Below are 15,382 nucleotides of genomic sequence, written 5' to 3'. Positions count from 1 at the left end.
CCCCGGCAGGCAGCATGCGCAAAGGGCGTTGCGCATGCTGCAATGTATATATGTGTTGGGCTCAGTGAACCTCGTCCACCAGCACATCCAGCGCCCACGCCGTCCCCGCCTTCGCGGGCGCCTGCGCCTCCACCTCGTACCCGAGGTCCCGCAACCTCTCCACCAGCTCAGACGGACCCGAGGGCGCCGCACCGGCGGTCAGCAGACTCCGTACGATCCGCCCCTTCGTCGCCTTGTTGAAGTGGCTGACGACCTTCCGCGTCGGCGCGTGCAGCACCCGTACGTTCGCCGTCCGCCCGGCGATCTCGCCCTTCGGCTTCCAGGCGGTCGCGTACGCGGAGGAGCGCAGGTCAAGGACCAGCCCGGCCCCGGCCGCCTCCGGAAGCGCCGCCGCCATCGGCGTACGCCAGTGCGCGCCCAGCGCCCCAAGGCCCGGCAGCCTCACGCCCATCGAGCAGCGGTACGACGGGATCCGGTCCGTGACCCGGACAGCGCCCCACAACCCCGAGAAGACCAGCAGCGAACGCGCGGCGCGCTTCTTCGCGGCCGCGTCGAGAGAAGCCAGGTCGAGGGCGTCGTAGAGGACACCCGTGTAGATCTCCCCGGCGGGCCGTGCCCCGGCGGTCCGCAGCTCGACGTTCTTGCCGATCTCGCCCCGCAGTCCCTCGCTCAGCCCGAGCACCTCGCGCGCCTTCTCCTCGTCGCCGGCGCACAGCTCGACGAGTTCGCCGAGTACGGCCTCGCGGGCGGCGGTGAGCCCGGGCAGTGACAGCGACTCCAGCTTCAGCGGGGTGCCGCGACCGGAGGGGGCTTTGCCTTCGGAGGGGGGCAGCAGGACAAGCACGGGGCGTTCTCCAAACGGGCACGCGGGGATCGGCTCGCGCCAGATTACGGGGTGAACCGGGTCCGGTCCCGTCGCTGGGGGCGGCGCCCCCAGACCCCCGCTTCGGCCTGGACGGCCTCGTCCTCAATCGCCGGACGGGCTGATTGTGCCTAGGCTCGTTTCTATGCCCCGCCGCCACATCCGCGTGACCGGCGCCCCCGAAGCCCACCTCCGGGCCGCCCTCACCGCACTGCGCACCGAACTCGGCGTCTCCGAGAGCTTCCCGGCCGACGTCCTGGCCGAGGCCGAGCGGGCCGCGAAGGCCCCCACGCTGCCGGAGCACGACGCCACCGACATCCCCTTCTTCACCATCGACCCGCCCACCTCCACCGACCTGGACCAGGCGATGCACCTGTCCCGGCGGGGCTCCGGCCACCGCGTCCGGTACGCCATCGCCGACGTCGCCGCCTTCGTCGTACCCGGAGCGGCACTCGATGCCGAGGCCCACCGCCGGGTGACCACCCTGTACTTCCCCGACGAGAAGGTCCCGCTGCATCCGACGCGGCTCAGCGAGGGCGCCGCGAGTCTGCTGCCCGGCCAGACCTGCCCGGCCGTCCTGTGGACGATCGACCTCGACGCGGACGGCCGTGCGCTCGCCGTCGACGTCCGCCGCGCCCTCGTCCGCAGCCGGGCCAAGCTCGACTACGAGGGCGTACAGAAGCAGATCGACGCCAAGACGGCCGAGGTGCCGCTCGCGCTGCTCAAGGACATCGGGGAGGCCCGCGAACGCCTGGAGATCGAACGCGGCGGCATCTCCCTCAACGTCCCCGAGCAGGAGATCGGCGAGCGGGACGGGGCGTACGAGCTGACCTACCGCGCCCCGCTCGCCGCCGACGGCTGGAACGCCCAGATCTCCCTGCTCACGGGCATGGCCGCCGCCGAGCTGATGCTGGCCCACGGCACCGGCGTGCTCCGCACCCTCCCCGCCGCGCCCGACGGGGCAGTGGGCCGGCTCCGCCGTACCGCGCACGCCCTGCACATCGACTGGCCGCACCACATGTCGTACGCCCGGCTGATCCGCTCTCTCGATCCGCACCGCCCCGACCACGCGGCCTTCCTCCAGGAGTGCACGACGTTGCTGCGAGGCGCCGGCTACACGGTGTTCAGGGACGGCGCCCTCCCGGACATCACCACCCACTCCGCCGTAGCCGCCCCGTACGCCCACTGCACGGCCCCCCTCCGCCGCCTCGCCGACCGCTACGCCTCCGAACTCTGCCTCGCCCCCGACTCCCCACCGGACTGGGTCCTCGCCGGCCTCGACGCCCTCCCCAAGGAGATGGCCGACGGCACCCGCCGCGCGGGCCAGGTGGAGCGCGAGTGCGTCGACATCGTGGAGGCCGCGTTGCTGCGGGACCGGATCGGTGAGCTCTTCGACGGCTGCGTGGTCGACGTGGAGGAACGCCAACCCACCGTGGGAACCGTCCAGTTGGAGTCCCCGGCCATCGTCGCCCGCATCGAGGGCGGCCCGGATCCACTGCCCCTGGGGGAGCGGCTACGGGTCCGCCTCACCCGGGCGGACCCGGGAGCGGGGAAGGTGCGGTTCGCTCCTGCGTGAGCAGCCGTATCTCCTTTACGAGGGTGTCGGCGTCGTCGGCGTGGAGGCGGACGACGCGGATGTCCCGTCGGCGGCCGAAGAAGGTGAAGTGGGCGATGGGCTCGGTGAGTTCGAGGGTGAGGGAGGTCTTCGAGCCCACGGGGACGTCGAGTTCGCCCTCGGTGCGCTGGTGGGTCATGCGCAGTTCCCGGCGTACCGAGGCGACCCGCTCGACGGGGATGCGCAGATCGATGTGGGCGGCGTAACGGACGTGCAGCGAGCCCGGGTTGAGCACATGGGGTCTGACCGCCGAGGCCGCGTGCAGGCCGACGACGAAGACGATGGTGTACACGTCGAGGATCAGCACCACCCCGTGCAAGGTCGGCCAGTCGCGCAGCAGCACCGACATCGTCACCGACTCGATCACGCACACGAACGCGAATCCGAACATCATCGCGCCCTGCCCGCTCGCGTATCCGAAGGCCCGGCCGCGGTCGGTCTGATGCGTCCGCCGTGCCACCCACATCAACAGGCTGGCCAGGAGCCGGAGTTCATGGCGGAGGAGGGCGTACGCGGTCCTGTACGCGGTCCTCATGGCCGTCCCTCTTCCGTGCGGATGCGCAGCGCACGGCGGATCGCCTCCGCCTGGGCCGGGGCGAAGTCGGCGTAGAAGGCGCGCAGGAAGCTGTCGTCGCTGTTGTTGTCGTTGTCGATGGACCCCTCGGGCAGCAACGCCCGGGGCATGGAGTCTGCGAGGGCGCGCGCGGCCTCGTCCACGCGGGGGTCGGCCTGGTCGGCGTCGGCGAGGTCGTCGAGCCGGGCGTAGGCCGCGAGGGCGCGCTCGATCCCGCCCGGTGAGGCCAGGGTGGAGCGGAGGGCACTCACCAGCCGTTCCCGGACCTCAGGGGTGGCCGAGGTCTCGATCAAGGCGAGCATCTCGCGGTCCTTGGCGGCCATGGGGGAGTGGGCGACGTCCCCCATCGCGCCGAAGAGCGTGGCCAGTTGGGGCGAGACGGGCCCCTCGGCGGGCAGCCCGCCCTCGGTCTCCAGCAACGCCCGCAGCCGCTCGCGCCGCTCGTGGATGGCGGCCTCCTGACGGGCGAGATCCTCGTCGAGCTCGGTCAGCACCTCGACGAGGTCCTTCCCGGCGTCCTTGGCGAGCACGTCCCGCACCTCCGCAAGGCCGAGCCCCAGCTCGGTCAGCCGCCGGATCCGCGCCAGCACGACGGCGTGCCGCAGCGAGTAGTCCCGATAGCCGTTCCCGAGCCGCTCGGGCTCGGGCAACAGCCCCAGATGGTGGTAGTGCCGGACGGTCCGCGTGGTGACGCCGACGGTCGTGGCGAGTTCTCCGATCCGCATGGGACCAGTAGAAACTCTGACGTTGCGGCAGGGTCAAGCGACAGTCGTGAGAGGGCGTCTTCTTGACGGCTAACAGTGTTAGCCATACGGTCGGAGTCGTGGAATCCATCCAGCCACCACCCCGCCCGGTCCACACGATCGCCCGCCGGGCCGCCTGGCTGGCGAGCGCCCTGTTCTGGTCCGCGTTCGCGGTCCTGGAAGCCGTGAACCACGGCTGGCTCGCCGGCACCCTCGCCCTCGCCTTCTTCGTGCTGCCGGACCTGAGCTTCCTGATCGCCCTCGACGAGGCGCCCCGCATGGCCAAGGGCCAGCTCCCGCCCCGAGCGGTGCCTTACTACAACGCCCTGCACCGGGCGGTGGTCCCGCTGGCGCTGGTGGTCGTGTATGCCGTCGTCACACCGCTGACCTGGGCACCCGCCTTCGCGGCCCTGTGCGGCTGGCTCGCCCACATCTCGTACGACCGCGCCTTCGGCTACCGGCTGCGCGGCAAGGAGGGCTTCCAGCGTGGCTGAGCCGCGACTGACGCCGAGGGCGCGGGAGATCGCGGCCGCGGCCCGCAACATCCTGGAGGAGTCCGGCCCCGCAGTCCTCACCATGCGGGCCCTCGCCGACCGCCTCGGCATCAAGGCGCCCTCCCTCTACAAGCACTTCCCCGACAAACAGGCCGTCGAGGTGGAGCTGATCGCGCAGATGCTCGCGGAGTCGGCGGCGGCGATGGAGGCGGCGGAGGCGCGCGCCCCGGGTTCGCTGCCGGCACTGGCGGAGGCGTACCGCACGTACGCCCTCGCCCACCCCCACCTCTACCGCCTCGCCACCGAACGCCCGCTCCCGCGCGAGGCGTTGCCCCCCGGCCTGGAGGACCGTTCCGCCGGACCGCTGCTGCGGGTGTGCGGCGGCGACCTGGACCGGGCGCGGGCGGTCTGGGCGTTCGCGCACGGCATGGTGATCCTGGAGATCCACGACCGCTTTCCGCCGGACGCGGATCTGACGGCGGCATGGAACGGGGGCCTGAAGGCGTTGCACCCTTGAGATATCAGGGGGTGGGTGCCAGGTGGGCGCGAGGGAACAGGCGCTGTGGACCAGGGCGCGGCTCGGCCGTTGCGGGCCGCGGCTCGACCTGCTGACGGCCAGCTTCGACCGACACGTCTACGCCCCGCACGCCCACGACGAGTTCACGATCGGCGTCTCAGTCGGCGGCTCGGAGTTGATCGGCTACCGGGGCGGCCACATCCGTACGGGCCCGGGCTCCATCGTCGTACTGGAGCCCGGAGAAATGCACACGGGCGGCCCGGCATCCTCCGCCGGCTTCGCCTACCGAGCCCTGTACGCGGACCCGACACTCCTCACCGACGGCACCCAGGGCGGCTTCCCGCACTTCCGCGAGCCGCTCCTCGACGACCCCGAACTGGCCGCCGCCTTCCGCGCCGCCCACATGGACCTGAGCGCCTGCCCGGACCCGCTGGAGGCCGAGTCCCGCCTCCCGTGGCTCCTCACAGCCCTGGCCCACCGCCACTCCACGGCCCGGGCGGTGTCGGACACGGTCCCCGGCGCCGACGCCATCGCCGAGGCCGTACGCGACCGCCTGGCCGACGAGCTCGTCGAGCCCCCCTCCCTGTCCGACCTCGCCGCGGACCTGGGCCTGTCCCGCTACCAACTCCTGCGGGCCTTCCGTACGACGATGGGGATACCGCCGTACGCCTGGCTCGCCCAGTACCGGGTGGGCCGGGCGCGCGGACTGCTGGAGTCCGGTCTGAGGCCGGCGGAGGTGGCGGGTCTGGTGGGCTTCGCCGACCAGGCGCACCTGACCCGCTGGTTCCGGCGGGTGCTGGGGGTGACGCCGGCGGCGTACCGCAACAGCGTTCAAGACGGCGAGGGTTGAGGCGGCGGAAACTGCCCGCATGACTGCACGCGGCTGGTTTCTGTTCTCCCTGATGGGAGTGGTCTGGGGCATCCCCTACATGCTGATCAAGGTGGCGGTGGACGCGGACCTGTCCCCGACGATGGTGGTGTTCACGCGCTGCGCGCTGGGCGCCGTACTGCTGCTGCCTTTCGCGATACGGCAGGGCGGCCTGACAAGGAACGTGCGGGCTCATTGGCGCCCGATGCTGGCTTTCGCGGTCATCGAGATCATGGGCCCCTGGTACACGCTGACGGACGCCGAACGGCACCTGTCGAGCTCCACCGCAGGGCTGCTGATCGCGGGCGTACCGATCGTCGGAGTCGTCCTGGCCCGCTTCTTCGGCGACACGGAGAGGCTCGGAGTGCGGCGAGTGACCGGCTTGGGGCTGGGCCTGGCCGGCGTCGGAGTCCTCACGGCCCCGCACCTGACCGGCGGCGACGCGAAGTCACTGGCCGAGGTACTGGTGACGGTGCTGGGCTACGCGACGGCACCGCTGATAGCCGCCCGCCACCTGAAGGACGTCCCCTCGCTCCAGCTCACGGCGCCGTGCCTGGCACTGGCGGCGGTGGTGTACGCCCCGGCGGCCGCGGCGACCTGGCCTTCCGCGATCCCCTCGGCCGAGGTGTTGGCCGCCCTGGCCGCCCTGGGCGTCATCTGCACGGCGGTCGCCTTCGTCGCCTTCCTGGAGCTGATCAAGGAGATCGGCCCGACCCGGGCGACGGTCATCACGTACGTCAACCCGGCGGTAGCGGTGGCGGCGGGCGCGCTGCTCCTGGACGAATCGCTGACGGCAGGCATCTTGGGAGCCTTCGCCCTGATCCTGGCGGGTTCGGTGCTGGCGACGGCGGGGCCGGTACGGGCGAAGGCGGAACCGGCCTGCCCCGATTGCCCGGTAACATGGTCGACACGGCAGACGAGCCGGGCGGACGGCCGCGTGGAGGTTCCTGTGAACCTCCCCGAGGAACGTCCGGGCTCCACAGGGCAGGGTGATGGCTAACGGCCACCCGGGGTGACCCGCGGGACAGTGCCACAGAAAACAAACCGCCGAGGGCTCCGGCCCCCGGTAAGGGTGAAACGGTGGTGTAAGAGACCACCAGTGCCCAGGGCGACCTGGGCAGCTAGGTAAACCCCACCCGGAGCAAGGTCAAAAGGAAACACCCCGGTGTTTCTGCGCGGACGTCCGAGGGCTGCCCGCCCGAGTCCGCGGGTAGACCGCACGAGGCCGGTGGCAACACCGGCCCTAGATGGATGGCCGTCTCCCCGGCCGCCGCGAGGCGGGTGGGTGACAGAACCCGGCGTATAGCCCGACTCGTCTGCCGCTACCTGCGGCTTTGCCTGGGAAAGGGCCTCTGATCTGGGACGGAGGCCCTTTCCGATCTTTCACGGGCTTGCCGCGTTAGGCGGCGAAATGTCCCTCGGAAGTCCCTCGGACAGCGCTGAAAGTCCCTGAAAAGTCCCTGGAGCGGAGGGGCGGGCGGGGTCTCTGGGCTGGTTCGGATGACTGGGACATTGCGCTGTGCCCTGCGCTCGCGAGATCTGCTACTGCCGTGGGGCAGGACGCGGTCTGTACGGCCCCGGTTCCTTGGCATCGCTCCGGGCCGGGAGGCCGAACGTTGCAGTTACTAGCGCGGGAGGACTGGGTCGACGTTCCGTAGAGCGCTGAGGACTGCGTCCTCGGCGGAGTGCACTTCGGGATAGAGCTTCTCCGGGTCGGTGTGGAGTTGGTAGTCCTAGACGATGCCGTAGATGCCGAGCGTGATGTACGACAGGAAGAGCGACAGCCCAGCCTTGATCGGCTTGTGCTCGTCTTCGAGGCGCTCCTTGACGAAGCGCTGGAGGTTGTTCAAGTCGTTGTGGCTGGCGCCATACTGACCATGCTCCTCGTCGCTCACTCCCGTCGCATCCCCCAACGACCCGCCGCCGACGACCTCTGGTCGATCAATGCCTACGAAAATCTTGTATGAGCCGAGACTTGCACCCTTCATCGGTTCCGTCCTACCCGGGGTGCAAGTGCACCGCTATCGTCCCTATGTGAGCTCGGCGAGGCGAGGGATCGGGTGGATACTCCGCATACTGCGCGCGGGCCTCGTCGCGCAGTTGGCGGTAACCCCTTTGCTGTTGGGGCTCATTCTCGCGAGCACCCGCAGCGTCGATTCGGGAGGGTCGTGGCTCACATCCAAGCCGTGGCGCGCTGACTGGACCGATAAGGACTGGCAAAGGGTGGCCGTGGGCCCTCACCCTGTTCGCAGCATCCACTCGACCTTCGCCATCGAGCTGCACGGCCTCCTCCTGCGTACGCATGTCACGCACGACGTTTCATTACGCACGACCGATCCTCTGTGGAAGCAGCTCGCCCCATCACCAGACACACAGGGCACGGCCAACCTGATAGTCGCCCTGGTAGGCACACCCCCGGCCCCTCACGGCGACCCCTATCTCGACCGCCGAGAGCAGATCTCCGGTCTCTTCCTGAGAGCGGTCACTCCTGGGACGAAGATGGCCGTCGTGTCGGTCACATCGACGTCGTCCTGCCGGATCGAGAGGTGCAATCTGTCAGCTGGTTGGGACTTGGGACGGTATGTGAAATACCCCGACCGGCTCTACCGGCCCCATGACACGACCTGGACGGTCACTGCGGAGTGCGGACCAGGTTTCACCAGTTGGTTCTACTCCGGCCAGATCACCGCAGCCGACAAACGTCGTCTGGTTGCTCGCGTCGACTTCGCGGAAGAGGATGGGGGCGTCGGATGCACACCGGATCACACCACGCTCAAACGGCTCTCCAGCGCGCTCCTCAGCCCTGGCCGCCCCGGAACGCCCCGCCCCCACCTAAGCGAGGGGACGCTCCTCAAGACCTCGGTCGTTCTGATGCTGCTCACCGCCGCGCTCGTTGTTGCCGCCCGTCCCGTGCTGCGCTCCCGAAGCAGCCTCTGGTGGCACCGTTCGCCGTATATCGCGACGGTGTTGGTGGGTCTGTCGAGCATCGAGTTCTTCATTCTCCGGCGCATCGGCAAGTTGAACCTGTTCACGCTCCCCACAGGGGAACTCCTCGCCCTGCTGATGGCGTTCGCCACGCCTGTCGTGGCAACGCTGTGGCTCCAGGACCGCATGGATCTCCCCGAACCCTGGCAGCGAAGGTTGTCGGTCGCGCTGCCATGCCTGATCGCAACCGTTATAGGCGCCTTCATGCTCTGGGCGCCGTCGAGTGCCGAAGCCTGGCGCCACAAGGAGGGCATCACCGGATTGGTGCCCTCGTCCATGCTCCTCATCCCCGTCGTGATGCTCCTCGTAGTCCTGCTGCTCGGCATATACAGGGGACTGCGGCTGGCACGCTGGCTATCGCTGTGTGTGCTCGGCGGGGAACTGGCCTTCGTCGGCCTCCAGGGGATGAGTGCCGTCGTGGTCACCCTGGACCAGCATCCGTATGCGGAGTCGTTCGTCCTGGCCGCTGTCGGGCTGCTGTGGCTGCCATTCGCTGCTCTGGTGGGTGTCCTGCTGTTCGCACGCCCCGAGCAACGTGCGCATCGAGGATGGTGGCTGGTCGGCTCTGTCCTCGCCACCGCCGGGCTCTGCGTCCCCCTGCCGTGGCTGATGACCTTCGGGGCAGAGAGGGGCGAAAGCTGGTCGCCCGAAACCTCACCACTGGAACACTGGCCCCTCTGGGACACCTTTCCGGTAGCCCAGTGGCAAACGGCGTACTACCTGGTGCGTGACACCACCCCGCGTCTCGCCCTCGGATTCGCGTCCGTCGGCTCCGACGTCGCCGCAAGCGCCGCGCTCGGGGGCGCGGTTCTGCTCTTGCGGCGCCGTGGTGTGACACCCCGACTGGCCTACGACCGACCTCTCTACCTACTCGCTGTGACTGCGCTGCTTTTCTTCATCGAACCCGTTGTCGTTACCTTCAGCGCACCCCTCTGGTACTTCGCTGTCGTAGCGCTCGCCGTTGCTGCCGGATTCGGACCGCTCGTGCGAGGCAGCCCTTCGCTGGACTGTATGGCAGTGACCGTCGACGAACACACGCAGCGGCTGACTCGATTCGCGCGCGAGCAGCTGCTCGCCCAGGCCCGGGCTGCAATGAGCCGTACCGCGGCGTCGCGGCTCGGGTCCGGGGATGTAAGTCTGGAGAAGTTCGACCAGGAGTGGCAAAGCCTCGGCGGGGACGCTCACGGCTCCTTGTCAGGCGAGCAGCAAGCCCTGGGCACCGACGCCGGATTCGCGCCCTGGGTGAACGGGCGCTCGGCCGCAGCCACCGCATTCATCCTGTCGCTACCCATGGTCGTCTACGATTTCGTCGCCCTCCACAGCTGGCTCCCTTCCCTCGTCACCATTCAGCTCACCGATGTCGTACGACATTCGTTGCGGTGGGCGGCGTACGGCTTCGTATTCGGGTACTTCTATCCGCTGCTTCCCGGGAAGGCACCGCTCTCCAAGGCACGGGTCCTGATGGTTGCGATCGCCCTGCCGGAGGCGGTGCTGGTGTTGTTCCCACAGCCCGCCAGTGCCGGCGAAATCGGGCTCGCCCTGCTTCTGCGGGCGGGTGAGCTTGTCGCGTTCGGCCTCCTGCTGGGGCTGTGGTGGGAACGAAGGATCTCGATCGCCGGGCGGGTGCCATGGGGTGCCGTGCGCAATCTGCGGAGCGTGGGGGCACTTGGCGCACCGGCTACCGCAGTGATCGTCGCTGCGGCCACGGCTGCCGCGACGCTGCTGGCGGGCGCGGCCACGACCGGGCTTCTTCACTCCCCTACAGGGCAGGACCCAACACCTTCGCAGTCCCCTCCTGGGCCGGTCGAAAGCCCGTGAAGCCGGGGCCTAGAACACGGGCTTCGCCTGCAATGCACGGGCTATGAGCTTGACTCACCAATTGGGAGTCCTGGAGCGAGACTTCCGCATCCTGGTAGCTAGGCCCTCTGCCTTACCGCCCAACGGGCACCGCGGAGACGGAGAGTGTCGGGTTGGTACGCCGTCTGCGCCGGATTCCGCCCCCGGCGCCACTCAACGGTAGTAGTGAGGTGAGCGGGGCTCCACTGTTCCAGGATCCGAAGAGGTTTCGGTTCAAGGTGACGATGTTGTGCTTGGGGCAAGCTCGCGTGCGGCCTTTCCGTACTCGCAGGTGGCGACGAAGAGAGCGACATCCGCGTGATGCTCTGCAAACGCCATACCGACGAACTTCTGCATGTCGCCGCTGGGCGCGGTCCGATGAGCGGCGTAGTGCTTCACCTGCACTACGAGGCGCCGACCGTCCGGCATACGACCGAAGATGTCCGCAGCGAGGTCTCCTGAGCCGCCGACCACGGTCACGTCGGTGCAGCCGTCGCGTCGGCATAGTTCGGCTACGTAGTGCTCAAAGTCCTGCCAGCTCATGTCGTCGATAGCGGCCACGGAACGCTCCAGTTCCATACGGCGCTCCTTTGCGCGTCACGTCCTGTCGCCATCGCGTTCGCGTAGGTGTGCCCGCAGGGTGAGCCATCCGACGACGGCAACGGCCGCAACACCGAGGCCGCCGAGAATGAGTCACAACAGGTGGTCCTGCAGGACGAAGAGCGTGGCTGTCACGCCCGCGGCAGCCAGGCCTGCTTTCCGGCGGGCTTCACGTTGCCGCTGTCTACCGCTTGCCCTCAATCGGCTACGGGGGCGCGCGGCAGATCACGAACACACTCTCCAGACGTTCGGGGTCGACGACACGGGCGGCGGGGCTGGCGGTCTGTAGCTGGTCTACTACGCCAGGACGGGGCTGTGAGTAGCCGATCACCGCTGTTCCTTGCTGCCTGGGTATGGCCGTGCTCGTCTTGCCCAGCCCTCCTCGTGAACTCCTTGCTGTCCAGGTTCTGCTGGTGATGCGCACAGTCCGCGCCTGTCCAACCGTCACGGGGCATACAGTCGACCGGGGTGATGAACAGACACAGAACTGTTCGCCAGGCGGGGTGTGGTCAGTCACTGGTTGCGGAGTTGATGGCGCCGCGGATGGCCACGTCCACGGTGCGCTCCCGCGTCAGATCGGCGAAGTGCCCCGCGCTGTTGGGGTGTTCGCGCAGGACGGCGGCGAGGATCTGAGCGGCCTGCCCTCGCAGTCGGCGCAGCCATTCCCGGATAGCGTCGTGCTGGTCCCACTCGTTGGACGCCTCGTCCCAGGTGCACATACCGCGGGCCGCTTCCTCCAGCAGTTCCCATTGCTGATCGTGCCCCTTGTCGTGGTGTAGCCGATCAACTGGTCGGCTTGTTGGTGGTGTTGGGGAGTGCGGGGGCGCTTTCGGGGAGCTCGGGGTAGAGCTTGTCCATGCTGCCTTCAGGGAGATAGCGGCGGGGAAAGGCGATCCATTCGTCGTGCATCTCGCAGAGCACGGCGGTCGTCAGCCGTTCCAGGGCGGGCGGGTTGGGGAAGACCTGGACGACGTTGGTGCGACGCTTGATCTCCCGGTTGATCCGTTCCAGAGGGTTGGTGGACTGGATCTTCTTCCAGTGCCGTGGTGGGAAGTCCGCGAAGGCGGTCAGGTCTTCTTTGGCGTCCAGGAGCATGGCCCTGACCTTGGGGAACTGGCTGCCGAGCATGTCGGCGACGGTGTCCAGCTGGGTGCGCACGAGGTCCGCGGTCGGCTGGGTGAAGATCGTGCGGATCGTCGCGGCGACCATCTCGCCGGACTCCTTGTCGATCACGCTGAAGACGTTGCGCAGGAAATGAAGCCGTAAGGATTCAACATGGTGTTTCGCTGTCTTCTGTGACGGATGCGAGTACGTCGGTGGCGGTGGCGAAGCGTCGTTCGGCGGGCGTCGGGACGTGCGGGTCTTGTTCGAGGAGGGGACGGACGTCGTCGATGGCGTTGCGGATGGTGCCGCGGCTGACTCCGAACAAGTCAGCCAGGGTCTGCTGGTTGCATAGATCTCGCTGGGAAAGGACCGTCGCCAGGACCCGGTCAGCGTCGGTGATCTTTTGACGGAAGACGCCGCCACGGGTTCCCGGGCGTCGATCACCGCCGCGCTGGTGATGCCGGCGTTGTTCGAGCGCGGCCTGGTAGGGCACGGTGATCCGGTCGATCAGCGCCTGGAAGTCCGGACGGGACATGCCGGTGAGTGCGGGGTGAGACAGAGTCTGGGAGAGATCCATTTTGCTGGTGGTGGCGCCGCCCTGCGCCCAGTCGCGCAGTTCCTGGGCGGAGGAGAAGTAGTGCGCGGTCTGCGAGATGGTGATCTTCTGCGCGTCGATGAGGGTGCGGGTCTCGCCGATGGCCTGGCCGATCGTGACCGGGTTGATGGCGAGCAGGTCGACCAGGACCTTCTGGGAGCAGACGCGGCGCAGGTAGATCACGGTGATCAGGATGCGGTCGGCGTTCGAGAGCAGGGGTTTGCCGTGTGCTCCGGGGGCCTGCAGGCGCCGGCCGCCGCGCTGCTGGAACTTGCGCTGTTCGGCCCGGGCGGCCTGCGCGGGAGCCAACTGGGCGCACAGTGCGTCCAGTTCGGCTGAGGTCATGCCGCTCAGGCGCGGGTCGGCGAGCATCGCCAGGACCTGTGACCTGGTGTGGTCGCGGTCGCTGGTATTGATCGCGCAGTCGCCGGTGGTGCCGACTGGGGCGATCGTGTAGTTCCAGGATCCGTGCTGGTCATGGGGCGTGATCGATAGTGAGCGCAGGTGCTCGCGGCTAACGGAGATTCCCACCGGGTAGGTCCCGGTGTCCAGCTCGGCGTGAACGCGCAGGCCGGTGCGGGTGCGGGTCGCGGCGATGCTGTTGACCACGACTTCGTGGCTGGTCAGGGGCCTGCCACGCCAGTTCATGGAGATGTGGGAGAACAGCCGGTGCTCGATCTTGTTCCATTTTGAGGTGCCCGGCGGAAAGTGACAGACGCTCACCGTGAGGCCCGTCTGGGCGGCGAACGCGGCGAGTTCGGCCTTCCATAGCCGGTAGCGGTAGCTGTTGGACCCTCCGCAGTCCGCGGTGATCAGCAACCGGCCGGCATCCGGGTAGTCAACCCGGCCACGGGCCCGCCACCAGCGGCGGATCGACTCGACGGCGAACACCGAGGTGTCGTGATCGGTGCCGACGTTCACCCAGCCGCTGTCGCGGGCCAGATCGTAGATGCCGAAGGGTATCGCCACCTCGACGTCGGGACCGATGAAGTAGAAGCTGTGGTCCTCCACCTGCACCGGATCCCCGGCGGGGCGCCATTGCCGTCCGAGGTTCGGCAGCTGTCCCAGCTGCTCCTTCTTCTTGGCATCGATGCTGATCACCGGCTGACCGCCGGACTGGTACTCCTTGACCTGTTCGTTGATATAGCGGAACTGCGCGTCCCGATCGGGGTGTTGCTTGCCCTCCAGCGTCTTGGCGCTGACCTGCAGACTGAAACCCTGCCCCTTCAGCAGCCGGCCGACGGTAGGAGCGGAGACCCGATGCCCTTGCCCGGTCAGCTCCTCGGCGAGGTTGCGCAAGGACTTGGTCGTCCAGCGCAGCGGCGACATCGGATCGCCCCGCTCGTCCGGCTCCACCAGCTTCAGCAACGCCGGAACCAGAGAAGGATCCTGTTCCTCGACGGGCTTGCGGCCACCCCCGGGACGCCGAACACAGCCGTCCCGCAACGGATCCCCACCGGCCTCCAGCTCGAACACACCGTTGCGAACCGTCGTCTCGCTCACCCCGGCCAGCCGCGCCACGGCCCGTACCCCACCGTGGCCGAGCAATCGCGCCTCCTGCGCCAGCATCAGACGCCGCTGACGCTCATTCAGATGCGGCAACACGACCTGGAACCGCAGCGCGAGCTGGTCCAGAACATCGTCGGCGAAGCTCATACCAGAGCAACGGGCTTGTCCTATGAAAGCAACGGGTTGTTCCTTGACGGCTTCAATGAACCCTGCACCTTTGCCAGGCGGCTCCGAGCATCACCTTGCTGACTGCGGCGACCAGGCCGGAGTGCTGGTCGGTGATGACGAGGCGGACACCGCTGAGGCCGCGTTCGCGCAGAGAGCGCAGGAACTCCTTCCAGAACGCTTCGGTCTCGTTGTCGCCGACCATCAGCCCGAGGACCTCGCGTCCGCCGTCCTCGGTGATGCCGGTGGCGATGACCACGGCCTGCGAGACGATCTGGTGGTTCACCCGCACCTTGCAGTAGGTCGCGTCCAGATAGACGTAGGGGAAGCGGGTGTGGTCCAGGGGGCGGGTGCGGAAGGCGGTCAGCGGTTCGTCCAGGGCCGCGCAGATCCTCGAGACCTCGGACTTGGAGATACCGGTGTCCCCGCCCAGTGCTTTGACCAGGTCATCCACGCTGCGGGTGGATACCCCGTGCACGTACGCCTCCATGATGACGGCGTAGAGAGCCTGGTCGATGCGGCGCCGCCGTTCCAGCAGGGACGGGAAGAAGCTGCCGGTGCGGACCTTGGGGATCTCCAGGTCCAGGTCGCCGGCCAGCGTGGTCAGCACCTTGTCGCGGTGCCCGTTGCGCAGGGCCGTTCGTGAGGCGGTGTGCTCGTTCCACTCGGCGCCGATGTGCGCGGTGGCCTCGGCTTCGATCAGTTCTTGAAGCATCCGCTCGGCCACGCTGCGGACGAGCTCGATTCCGTCCGACGAGCGTAGTGACTCCAGCAGCCGTATCAGGTCAGACTGAGACAGGGCCATCGTGCACTCCTACCGCTTGAACTGGCGTTTTAGCAGGGAGAGTTGCACGGTGGCCCGCCTTTGGTCAGGGAGTGGCCACCCGCATCAGGTGTGCGCCCCGGGCAGACGCC

General features: G+C 68.4%; 12 protein-coding genes, 1 other RNA gene and 3 pseudogenes. 7 read left to right on the top strand and 9 right to left on the bottom strand.

The features are described 5' to 3' along the window. Window positions 1–61: 61 nt before the first annotated feature. Entirely contained in the window at window positions 62–844 is a 783-nt protein-coding gene (gene yaaA, locus AC5DRG_RS15585) for a peroxide stress protein YaaA (protein WP_491811093.1), read from the bottom strand. Between the two features lie 163 nt (window positions 845–1,007). On the opposite strand from yaaA, the gene AC5DRG_RS15580 reads away from it, so the two are divergent. Then, the gene (locus AC5DRG_RS15580; RefSeq protein ID WP_491811092.1) at window positions 1,008–2,438 is read left to right on the top strand and encodes an RNB domain-containing ribonuclease; all 1,431 of its coding nucleotides are present in this window, start codon (window positions 1,008–1,010) and stop codon (window positions 2,436–2,438) included. On the opposite strand, the gene AC5DRG_RS15575 is transcribed toward AC5DRG_RS15580, so the two are convergent. Together AC5DRG_RS15575 and AC5DRG_RS15570 are read right to left on the bottom strand one after the other, a co-directional pair. Further along, the gene (locus AC5DRG_RS15575) at window positions 2,389–3,012 is read right to left on the bottom strand and encodes a hypothetical protein (RefSeq protein WP_491811091.1); all 624 of its coding nucleotides are present in this window, start codon (window positions 3,010–3,012) and stop codon (window positions 2,389–2,391) included. The genes AC5DRG_RS15580 and AC5DRG_RS15575 overlap by 50 nt on opposite strands. After that, window positions 3,009–3,776: a MerR family transcriptional regulator gene (locus AC5DRG_RS15570; protein ID WP_491811090.1), complete on the bottom strand. Its 768-nt coding sequence runs from the start codon at window positions 3,774–3,776 to the stop codon at window positions 3,009–3,011. Before AC5DRG_RS15570 ends, AC5DRG_RS15575 begins: the two co-directional genes overlap by 4 nt. A gap of 98 nt (window positions 3,777–3,874) precedes the next feature. On the opposite strand from AC5DRG_RS15570, the gene AC5DRG_RS15565 reads away from it, so the two are divergent. From AC5DRG_RS15565 to rnpB, 5 genes and pseudogenes are all read left to right on the top strand, one after another. Continuing rightward, window positions 3,875–4,288 (top strand): DUF4260 family protein, encoded by a 414-nt coding sequence (locus AC5DRG_RS15565; protein ID WP_491811089.1) that lies wholly within the window; start codon window positions 3,875–3,877, stop codon window positions 4,286–4,288. Beyond that, complete coding sequence (locus AC5DRG_RS15560; protein ID WP_491811088.1) at window positions 4,281–4,805, top strand: TetR/AcrR family transcriptional regulator; 525 nt, start codon at window positions 4,281–4,283, stop codon at window positions 4,803–4,805. Before AC5DRG_RS15565 ends, AC5DRG_RS15560 begins: the two co-directional genes overlap by 8 nt. A 22-nt stretch (window positions 4,806–4,827) precedes the next feature. Next, window positions 4,828–5,655 carry an AraC family transcriptional regulator gene (locus AC5DRG_RS15555; RefSeq protein WP_491811087.1) on the top strand — a complete coding sequence of 276 codons (828 nt, stop codon included), beginning with the start codon at window positions 4,828–4,830 and terminating at the stop codon, window positions 5,653–5,655. A gap of 19 nt (window positions 5,656–5,674) precedes the next feature. Further along, window positions 5,675–6,457 (top strand): annotated as a pseudogene (locus tag AC5DRG_RS15550) (DMT family transporter); the annotation flags it as partial. A gap of 133 nt (window positions 6,458–6,590) precedes the next feature. Beyond that, window positions 6,591–6,992, top strand: an RNA gene (gene rnpB, locus AC5DRG_RS15545) — RNase P RNA component class A. A gap of 414 nt (window positions 6,993–7,406) precedes the next feature. On the opposite strand, the gene AC5DRG_RS15540 is transcribed toward rnpB, so the two are convergent. Continuing rightward, on the bottom strand, window positions 7,407–7,661 hold the full coding sequence (locus AC5DRG_RS15540) for a hypothetical protein (RefSeq protein WP_491811086.1): 255 nt from the start codon (window positions 7,659–7,661) through the stop codon (window positions 7,407–7,409). Window positions 7,662–8,256: 595 nt separating this feature from the next. On the opposite strand from AC5DRG_RS15540, the gene AC5DRG_RS15535 reads away from it, so the two are divergent. Then, window positions 8,257–10,476: a hypothetical protein gene (locus tag AC5DRG_RS15535; protein WP_491811085.1), complete on the top strand. Its 2,220-nt coding sequence runs from the start codon at window positions 8,257–8,259 to the stop codon at window positions 10,474–10,476. Between the two features lie 252 nt (window positions 10,477–10,728). Here the strand turns inward: AC5DRG_RS15535 and AC5DRG_RS15530 are convergent, their stop codons facing one another. The 5 genes and pseudogenes from AC5DRG_RS15530 to AC5DRG_RS15510 form a co-directional block, all read right to left on the bottom strand. Beyond that, window positions 10,729–11,073 carry a restriction endonuclease gene (locus AC5DRG_RS15530; RefSeq protein WP_491811084.1) on the bottom strand — a complete coding sequence of 115 codons (345 nt, stop codon included), beginning with the start codon at window positions 11,071–11,073 and terminating at the stop codon, window positions 10,729–10,731. 530 nt (window positions 11,074–11,603) lie between these two features. Then, a complete protein-coding gene (locus AC5DRG_RS15525) occupies window positions 11,604–11,813 on the bottom strand; it encodes a hypothetical protein (protein ID WP_491811083.1) in 210 nt (69 codons plus the stop codon). 64 nt (window positions 11,814–11,877) lie between these two features. Then, window positions 11,878–12,357 (bottom strand): annotated as a pseudogene (locus tag AC5DRG_RS15520) (transposase); the annotation flags it as partial. Between the two features lie 7 nt (window positions 12,358–12,364). Next, on the bottom strand, window positions 12,365–14,449 hold the full coding sequence (locus AC5DRG_RS15515) for an ISAzo13 family transposase (RefSeq protein ID WP_491811082.1): 2,085 nt from the start codon (window positions 14,447–14,449) through the stop codon (window positions 12,365–12,367). 55 nt (window positions 14,450–14,504) lie between these two features. Beyond that, window positions 14,505–15,272, bottom strand: a pseudogene (locus AC5DRG_RS15510) (IS256 family transposase); the annotation flags it as partial. Window positions 15,273–15,382: the final 110 nt, after the last annotated feature.

The organism is Streptomyces sp. JLBG701 (assembly GCF_058544905.1).
This window is presented reverse-complemented; position numbering and strand designations above follow the sequence as displayed.

Excerpts from the sequence above, each read along its gene's own strand:
- AC5DRG_RS15530 (WP_491811084.1), bottom strand. The coding sequence starts at position 11,073 with ATGGAACTGGAGCGTTCCGTGGCCGCTATCGACGACATGAGCTGGCAG.
- AC5DRG_RS15540 (WP_491811086.1), bottom strand. The coding sequence starts at position 7,661 with ATGAAGGGTGCAAGTCTCGGCTCATACAAGATTTTCGTAGGCATTGAT.
- AC5DRG_RS15525 (WP_491811083.1), bottom strand. The coding sequence starts at position 11,813 with ATGTGCACCTGGGACGAGGCGTCCAACGAGTGGGACCAGCACGACGCT.
- AC5DRG_RS15515 (WP_491811082.1), bottom strand. The coding sequence starts at position 14,449 with ATGAGCTTCGCCGACGATGTTCTGGACCAGCTCGCGCTGCGGTTCCAG.
- AC5DRG_RS15575 (WP_491811091.1), bottom strand. The coding sequence starts at position 3,012 with ATGAGGACCGCGTACAGGACCGCGTACGCCCTCCTCCGCCATGAACTC.
- AC5DRG_RS15570 (WP_491811090.1), bottom strand. The coding sequence starts at position 3,776 with ATGCGGATCGGAGAACTCGCCACGACCGTCGGCGTCACCACGCGGACC.
- AC5DRG_RS15580 (WP_491811092.1), top strand. The coding sequence starts at position 1,008 with ATGCCCCGCCGCCACATCCGCGTGACCGGCGCCCCCGAAGCCCACCTC.